The 7174-nt window shown below is 63.4% G+C and carries 9 protein-coding genes and 1 pseudogene; all 10 read right to left on the bottom strand.

Annotated features, from left to right (window positions below; all coding sequences use genetic code 11):
• A pseudogene (locus tag PSFL_RS25740) lies at window positions 1-196 on the bottom strand (hypothetical protein); the annotation flags it as partial.
• A 16-nt stretch (window positions 197-212) separates the two neighbouring features.
• Window positions 213-1406 carry a c-type cytochrome biogenesis protein CcmI gene (gene ccmI, locus PSFL_RS25735; protein ID WP_057438828.1) on the bottom strand — a complete coding sequence of 398 codons (1194 nt, stop codon included), beginning with the start codon at window positions 1404-1406 and terminating at the stop codon, window positions 213-215.
• Window positions 1399-1872 carry a cytochrome c-type biogenesis protein gene (locus tag PSFL_RS25730; protein ID WP_057438827.1) on the bottom strand — a complete coding sequence of 158 codons (474 nt, stop codon included), beginning with the start codon at window positions 1870-1872 and terminating at the stop codon, window positions 1399-1401. Before PSFL_RS25730 ends, ccmI begins: the two co-directional genes overlap by 8 nt.
• Window positions 1869-2405, bottom strand: a complete 537-nt coding sequence (locus PSFL_RS25725) for a DsbE family thiol:disulfide interchange protein (protein WP_397470630.1) — start codon at window positions 2403-2405, stop codon at window positions 1869-1871. The genes PSFL_RS25730 and PSFL_RS25725 overlap by 4 nt, the downstream gene beginning before the upstream one ends.
• A complete protein-coding gene (locus PSFL_RS25720; RefSeq protein ID WP_169961357.1) occupies window positions 2402-4390 on the bottom strand; it encodes a heme lyase CcmF/NrfE family subunit in 1989 nt (662 codons plus the stop codon). Before PSFL_RS25720 ends, PSFL_RS25725 begins: the two co-directional genes overlap by 4 nt.
• A gap of 3 nt (window positions 4391-4393) precedes the next feature.
• Entirely contained in the window at window positions 4394-4849 is a 456-nt protein-coding gene (gene ccmE / locus PSFL_RS25715) for a cytochrome c maturation protein CcmE (protein ID WP_057438826.1), read from the bottom strand.
• The gene (ccmD, locus tag PSFL_RS25710; RefSeq protein ID WP_170059860.1) at window positions 4846-5022 is read right to left on the bottom strand and encodes a heme exporter protein CcmD; all 177 of its coding nucleotides are present in this window, start codon (window positions 5020-5022) and stop codon (window positions 4846-4848) included. Before ccmD ends, ccmE begins: the two co-directional genes overlap by 4 nt.
• Window positions 5019-5774 (bottom strand): heme ABC transporter permease, encoded by a 756-nt coding sequence (locus PSFL_RS25705; protein ID WP_057958958.1) that lies wholly within the window; start codon window positions 5772-5774, stop codon window positions 5019-5021. Before PSFL_RS25705 ends, ccmD begins: the two co-directional genes overlap by 4 nt.
• A gap of 85 nt (window positions 5775-5859) precedes the next feature.
• Complete coding sequence (gene ccmB, locus PSFL_RS25700; protein ID WP_032859085.1) at window positions 5860-6528, bottom strand: heme exporter protein CcmB; 669 nt, start codon at window positions 6526-6528, stop codon at window positions 5860-5862.
• Window positions 6525-7160 (bottom strand): cytochrome c biogenesis heme-transporting ATPase CcmA, encoded by a 636-nt coding sequence (ccmA, locus tag PSFL_RS25695; protein ID WP_115127672.1) that lies wholly within the window; start codon window positions 7158-7160, stop codon window positions 6525-6527. The genes ccmB and ccmA overlap by 4 nt, the downstream gene beginning before the upstream one ends.
• Window positions 7161-7174: the final 14 nt, after the last annotated feature.

Below are 7174 nucleotides of genomic sequence, written 5' to 3'. Positions count from 1 at the left end.
GGGCGAAGGTTGGGGACTTGCTGGGCAAGGGCTTGGCGGGGGCGGTGACCGGGCCGGAAGGTTTGGTTACCGGCTGGGTCGAGGGGCCCGACGGTGGAATGGTCGGGCCCGTAGGGGCTGGAGGTGGCCGATGGACCGCGCAAGCGCTCAAGCCCAAGACCAGACTGAGCAGGGTGATACGAGCGATGGCGGTCATGGGGATTTCCTCGAAATTATTTATCCGGACTGTCGATGGTCAACTGCTGGGTCGCGGTGGTGCTGCTGGCCAGGGGTTGACTGCGGCCGATCCACTCGCCGGCAGTCGGTTGACCGGCCCGTGAGATGCGCGCAACCAGTTGGACTTCGGGAAAGTTGGACAGTTTCAACTGCGGCATCATCGCATCGGCATCGCCCAGTTCGACGGTCACCGGCAGATCGGCCACGGTGACGCGCTTGGCGGCCAATGGCGCTGGCGGGCCGGAAACGGCGCGGGCGAAGATAAATACGCTGTCAGTCGGCAGAGCGCGGGCTTTGACGTCTGCCGCCAGGTCCACGCGTACTTTCATCACGGCGGTCTTGGTAGTTGGCGCGACGGCACCGCCGCCCTCTTTCAACTTCTCGGCCGCGCGGTCGATGCCGCCTTGCAGCGCTGAGCGGGAATTGTCTTTCTCCGGCAACAAGGCCAACAGACGGTTCCAGTAGTCGATGGCTTCCTGGTAACGCTGCCCTTCAAAGGCGGCGATGCCCAACAGGCCAAGGCTGGTGACTTCCTTCGGGTCGAGTTTCAACGCTTCGTCAGTCAGGGCCTGAAGCTGCGGCGACCACTGTTTGTTGTTGGCAAAGTACTGCGCCTGGGCCCACTGCCCGAGCAACTCGGGCTGGCGACCGGCCAGGGCCACGGTGCGCTCGAAGACCTTGGCCGCGTCGGCCGAACGATCCTGGGCCATGTAGGCGCGACCCAGGAAGTACAAGCCTTCGGCCGAATCCGGTTGCGCCGCCGCAGCCCGTTCCAGGCGCTGGGTCATGTCGGCGAGGGATACCGGCGGCTGGGCGAATTCGCGGGTCAGTTCAACCTTGTCGATGGCGCCGTAATGCAAGTACAGCCCCAGGCCCAACACCGGCACCAGCACGGCGGCCAGCAGTGGCAGCGGCTTGCCAAGGCGCGATTCGCGGGGCTTTTCCACGCCTTCGGTATCGGCCAGCAATTCACGGGCGGCTTCGGCGCGGCCGGTATCGAGTTGCGCCGCGTTGAGCACGCCTTCGCTTTGTTGGGTTTGCAGTTCAGCAACACGTTCCTGATACAGCGCGACGTTCAACGCGGTGCGGTCTTCTTCACGCTGGGCGCGACGTACGCGCAACACCGGGATCAATAGGAAACTCAAGGCAACCAGGAGCAGCAGGCCAGCTGCGAGCCAGAAATCAATCATCAGTTTTTTTGTCCAGCAGTTGGTCGAGGCGTTGGCGCTCTTGGGCAGATAGCGCATCAGAACCATCGGTAGGCGCCGCACGGCGACGGCGGACGATCACGGCCATGACCACCAGGCCACCCAGCAACAGGGCGGCGGGGCCAAACCAAAGCAAGGCGGTCTTGCTGGTCAGCGCTGGCTTGTAGCGGACAAAATCACCATAGCGATCGACCATGAAGTCGATGATCTGCTGATTGTCCTTGCCCTCGCCCAGCATGCGGAAAATCTCTTTGCGCAGGTCGGCGGCAATCGGTGCGTTGGAGTCGGCGATGTCCTGGTTCTGGCACTTGGGGCAGCGTAGTTCCTTGGTCAGCTCGCGGAAACGCTCACGGTCGCCATCGCGGGCAAACTCGTAGGTGTCGATGGCGGCATGGGCCACGCCCACCAGGCCCAGGGCCAGTACTGCGGCGGTCAACCAACGCTTCATGGCTTGGCCTCGTCCACCAGGGCCTGGTACTTGGCCGCCAGTTGTTCGCGCCAGACCACTTCGTCGATCACCCCCACGAACTTGTCGCGGATCACGCCCTTGGCGTCGATAAAGAAGGTTTCCGGGGCACCGTAGACGCCGAGGTTCAAGCCCAGGTTGCCGTCTTCATCGCGCACGTCCAACTGGTATGGGTTGTGGAATTCCGCCAGCCACTTCAAGGCCGCTGCATTGTCGTCCTTGTAGTTGATGCCGTAGATCACCACGCCCTTCTCCGCCAGCTTGTTCAGCACCGGGTGCTCCACGCGGCAGGAGATGCACCAGGTGGCCCACACGTTGACCAGCGCCGGTTTGCCGATCAGGTCTGCCTGGGTCAGGGTTTTATCGCCCTGCACCGTAGGCAACGAGAACGCCGGGAACGCCTTGCCGATCATCGCCGACGGCAGCTCGGCCGGGTCCAGGTACAGGCCGCGATACAAAAACACCGCGACCAGCAGAAACACCGCCAGTGGCAATACCATCAACCAACGCTTCATACCGCAGCTCCCTGCATGCCGAGGGCTTCACGCACCCGGCTCTTGACCTTGACCCGGTAACGCCGGTCCATCGCTGCCAGCAAACCACCGAAGCCGGTCAGCAGGCCGCCGAACCAGATCCAGCGCACAAACGGCTTGACGTGGACCCGCACGGCCCAGGCGCCCTCGCCCAGGGGTTCGCCCAAGGCGACATACAGGTCACGGGTGAACCCGGCGTCGATCCCGGCTTCGGTCATCATCGAACTCTGTACGGTGTACAGGCGTTTTTCCGGGTGCAGCACGGCGATTTGCTTGCCGTTGCGCAGCACACGCACGGTGCCTTTGTCGGAGGTGAAGTTCGGCCCTTCGAAGTGCTTGGCGCCTTCAAAGACGAACTGGTAGCCGGCCAGGTCCATGGACTCGCCAGGGGCCAGGCGCAGGTCGCGCTCGGCGCTGTTCTGGCTGGACAACACCACGCCCAGGGCGCACACGGCGATACCGATGTGCGCGATCTGCATGCCCCAGTAGCTGCGGGTCAGGGTTGGCAGGCCTTTGATCAGGCCCTTGTGCCGGGTCTTGTCGAAGATATCGCGCACGCCGGCCAGCAACACCCAGGCCGCGAGCATAAAGGTGGCGAGCACTGCCCAGTTGAAGTCGCCGTAGGCAATCCCGGCAACCACCGACAGTGCAGCACTGCCCAGCAGCACGGGGATCAACATGCCCAGCAGCCATTTGACCGGGGTGTCTTTCCAGCGCACCAGCACGCCGATGGCCATTACCACCATCAGCAGGCCCATCAACGGAATGAACAACGCGTTGAAGTACGGCGGGCCGACCGACAGCTTGGCGCCAGTCAGGGCATCGAGCACCAGCGGGTACAGAGTGCCCAGCAGGATCATCGAGGCCGCAACGATCAGCACCAGGTTATTACCCAGCAGCAGGGTTTCCCGCGACCACAGGTTGAAGCCCACGTGGCTCTTGACCACCGGCGCGCGCAGGGCAAACAGGGTCAGCGAGCCACCGACCACGCAGAGCAGGAAGATCAGGATGAACACACCACGCTCAGGGTCGGCGGCGAACGCGTGCACCGAGGTCAGCACGCCGGAACGCACGAGGAACGTGCCCAGCAGGCTCAGGGAGAAGGCGGCAATGGCCAGCAACACGGTCCAGCTCTTGAACACGCCGCGTTTTTCGGTGACGGCCAGGGAGTGGATCAACGCCGTGCCCACCAGCCAGGGCATGAAGGAGGCGTTTTCCACCGGGTCCCAGAACCACCAGCCGCCCCAGCCGAGTTCGTAATAGGCCCACCACGAGCCCAGGGTGATGCCGATGCCGAGGAAGGCCCAGGCGACGATGGTCCATGGCCGCGACCAGCGCGCCCAGGCGGCATCAAGACGCCCGCCGAGCAAGGCGGCGATGGCAAAGGCGAAGGCCACGGAGAAGCCCACATAGCCCATGTACAGCATCGGCGGGTGGACGATCAGGCCGATATCCTGCAGCAACGGGTTGAGGTCGCGACCATCCACGGGAATCTGCGGCAAGATCCGCTCGAACGGGTTGGAGGTCATGATCAGGAACAGCAAAAAGCCGATGCTGATCATGCCCATCACCGCCAGCACCCGCGCCAGCATGACTTGCGGCAACTGCCGGGAGAACACCGACACGGCAAAGGTCCAGCCGCCGAGGATCAGGGCCCACAACAGCAGAGAGCCTTCGTGGGCGCCCCACACGGCGCTGAACTTGTAGTACCAGGGCAAGGCGCTGTTGGAGTTGCTGGCCACATAGGCGACGGAAAAGTCGTCGGTCATAAACGCGTAAGTCAGGCAACCGAAGGCGAACGCCAGGAACGCGAACTGGCCCCAGGCGGCGGGCTGCGCCAGGCTCATCCACAGCCGGTCGCCGCGCCAGGCGCCCAGCAGCGGGACGATGGCCTGGACGATGGCAAAGCACAGGGCGAGGATCATCGCCAATTGGCCCAACTCGGGAATAAACAATGTAGAGGTCATTGCTTAACCCTCCTTGGCTGGGGTGGGCGCGGATTGGCCGCTGTCTTTGAGGGCCTTGGTCACTTCCGGCGGCATGTATTTCTCATCGTGCTTGGCCAGCACTTCATCGGCCACCACCACGCCCTGGGCGTTGATCTTGCCCAGGGCCACGATGCCCTGCCCTTCGCGGAACAGGTCCGGGAGGATGCCGCGGTAGGTGATGGTCACGGATTTTTTGAAGTCGGTAACCACGAAGGTCACGTCCAGCGAGTCGCCGGAGCGCTTCAGGGAACCGGCCTCGACCATGCCACCGGCACGGATCCGCGTGTCTTGCGGCGCTTCGCCATTGGCGATCTGGGTCGGGGTGTAGAACAGGTTGATGTTCTGCTGCAGGGCACTCAAGGCCAGGCCTACGGCTATGCCGACGCCCACCAGGATGGCAAGGATGATCAACAGACGCTTTCTACGCAGCGGATTCACTTATCGGTCTCCCGGCGCAGACGACGCGCCTCTTGTTGCAGGTAACGCTTGCGGGCCACGATCGGCGCAACAACGTTGAGGGCCAGGACTGCCAGGCTGATGCCATAGGCGGTCCAGACGTACAGGCCGTGGTGGCCCATGGCGAGAAAATCACTGAAAGAGGCGAAACTCATCCACGGGCTCCCAGGCTGTTTTGCACTTCGACCTTGACCCAACTGGCGCGGGCTTCACGCTTGAGCACTTCGAGGCGCATGCGCATCAGCAACACTGCGCCGAAGAAGCAGTAGAAGCCCAGAACCATCAGCAGTAGCGGCGCCCACATTTCCACGGGCATCGCCGGTTTTTCAGTGAGGGTGAAGGTGGCGCCCTGGTGCAGGGTGTTCCACCACTCCACCGAGTACTTGATGATCGGGATATTGATCACGCCGACAATCGCCAGCACCGCGCAGGCCTTGGCGGCGCTGTCACGATTGCTGATCGCGTTGCCCAGGGCAATCAGACCGAAGTACAGAAACAGCAGAATCAACATGGACGTTAGTCGCGCATCCCAGACCCACCACGAGCCCCAGGTCGGTTTGCCCCAGATTGCCCCGGTGAGCAGCGCCACCGCGGTCATCCACGCACCGATGGGCGCCGCGCATTGCAGAGCGACGTCGGCCAGCTTCATCTTCCACACCAGCCCGACAATGCCACACACCGCGAGCATCACGTAGCAGGACTGGGCCAGCAACGCGGCGGGCACGTGGATATAGATGATGCGAAAGCTGTTGCCCTGCTGGTAGTCCGGTGGTGCGAAGGCCAGGCCCCAGACCAGGCCGATACCGATCAGCAGGAAGGCGGCGACGGCGAGCCAGGGCAGCATTTTGCCGCTGATCCCGTAGAACCACTTGGGCGAGCCGAGCTTGTGAAACCAGGTCCAGTTCATTGCTGTTTCCATCACGGTTGCTTCTTGTCGTTGCAAGAAGCTTAGGGTCTTTACTGACGCAGTGAAAATACCGGGTCAGACCTCATTATTCGCCGACGCTGATCTTCAGGCCGGCCGCTATAGCAAAGGGTGTCAGGGTTACCGCCAGGGCGGTCAGGCTGCCAAGCCACAAGAGGTAACCGGTCGCCGGCATCCCCATGAGCGCGGCCTGCAAGGCGCCGCTGCCCAGGATCAATACCGGGATATACAAAGGCAGAATCAGCAAGGCCAGCAACAGCCCCCCACGTTTCAGGCCCACCGTCAGTGCCGCACCCACCGCCCCCAGCAGGCTCAGCACCGGGGTACCTAGCAACAACGAGGCCAGCAAGACGGGCAGGCATTCGGCGGGCAGGCCCAGCATCATCGCCAGCAGCGGTGCGAGCAGGACCAGCGCCAGGCCGGAGAAGGCCCAGTGTGCCAGTACCTTGGCCAGAACCAGAAGAGGCAGGGGGTGCGACGAAAGGACCCACTGTTCAAGGGAACCATCTTCGAAATCACTGCGAAACAGCCCGTCCAGCGAGAGCAGGACGGACAAAAGGGCAGCGACCCACACCAGTCCCGGAGACAAGGTTTGCAACAGTTTAGTCTCGGGACCGACCGCCAACGGGAACAACGCGATGACAATCGCGAAGAACACCAGCGGGTTGGCCAGTTCAGCCGGGCGGCGACACAGCAAACGGGCTTCGCGGGCGACCAACAGGGCAAATACACTCATACCGACCACCGTCCCAGGTCCAGGTCGCGGTAACCGGCAGGCATGCGGGTCAAGGTGTGGTGGGTAGTGAGGACCACCATGCCACCTTGCTCGCAATGCCGGGCCAGGTGTTCTTCGAGCTGCGCCACGCCCTGCTTGTCGAGGGCGGTGAAGGGTTCGTCGAGGATCCACAACGGCGGGCCCTCCAGGTACAGGCGGGCCAGGGCCACCCGGCGCTGCTGGCCGGCCGACAGGGTATGGCACGGCACATCTTCGAAGCCCTTGAGCCCGACGGCCGCCAGGGCCTGCCAGATGGATGCGCGCGGGGCCGGATGATGCAGGGCGCTGAGCCAACTGAGGTTTTCTTCGGCCGTCAGCACATCCTTGATCCCCGCAGCGTGGCCGATCCACACCAGATTGCGCGCCAGCTCCGTGCGTTGCTCTTGCAGCGGCTTGCCATTGAGGCGCACCTGGCCTGCCGTGGGCTGCATCAAACCGGCCAGCAGGCGCAGCAGGCTGGTCTTGCCACTGCCGTTGGGGCCGCTGATCTGCACCATGTCGCCCGCCGACAGCCGCAACTCGAGGTGTTCGAACAGCATCCGCAGGTCTCGCTCACAGGCAAGCGCAACGGCTTCAAGTAGGGGGCTGGTCACAAGATCGCGGGCCT

This window comes from Pseudomonas sp. DD1 (genome assembly GCF_044510355.1).
Taxonomy (GTDB): Bacteria; Pseudomonadota; Gammaproteobacteria; order Pseudomonadales; family Pseudomonadaceae; genus Aquipseudomonas; species Aquipseudomonas shahriarae.
The sequence above is the reverse complement of the archived record's forward strand: the minus strand, read 5'-3'. Positions and strand labels throughout refer to the sequence as shown.

Coding starts and splice junctions, on each gene's coding strand:
- PSFL_RS25725 (WP_397470630.1), bottom strand. CDS start 2,405: ATGAAGCGTTGGTTGATGGTATTGCCACTGGCGGTGTTTCTGCTGGTC.
- PSFL_RS25720 (WP_169961357.1), bottom strand. CDS start 4,390: ATGACCTCTACATTGTTTATTCCCGAGTTGGGCCAATTGGCGATGATC.
- PSFL_RS25730 (WP_057438827.1), bottom strand. CDS start 1,872: ATGAAGCGTTGGTTGACCGCCGCAGTACTGGCCCTGGGCCTGGTGGGC.
- ccmI (WP_057438828.1), bottom strand. CDS start 1,406: ATGATTGATTTCTGGCTCGCAGCTGGCCTGCTGCTCCTGGTTGCCTTG.
- ccmD (WP_170059860.1), bottom strand. CDS start 5,022: ATGAGTTTCGCCTCTTTCAGTGATTTTCTCGCCATGGGCCACCACGGC.
- PSFL_RS25705 (WP_057958958.1), bottom strand. CDS start 5,774: ATGAACTGGACCTGGTTTCACAAGCTCGGCTCGCCCAAGTGGTTCTAC.
- ccmB (WP_032859085.1), bottom strand. CDS start 6,528: ATGAGTGTATTTGCCCTGTTGGTCGCCCGCGAAGCCCGTTTGCTGTGT.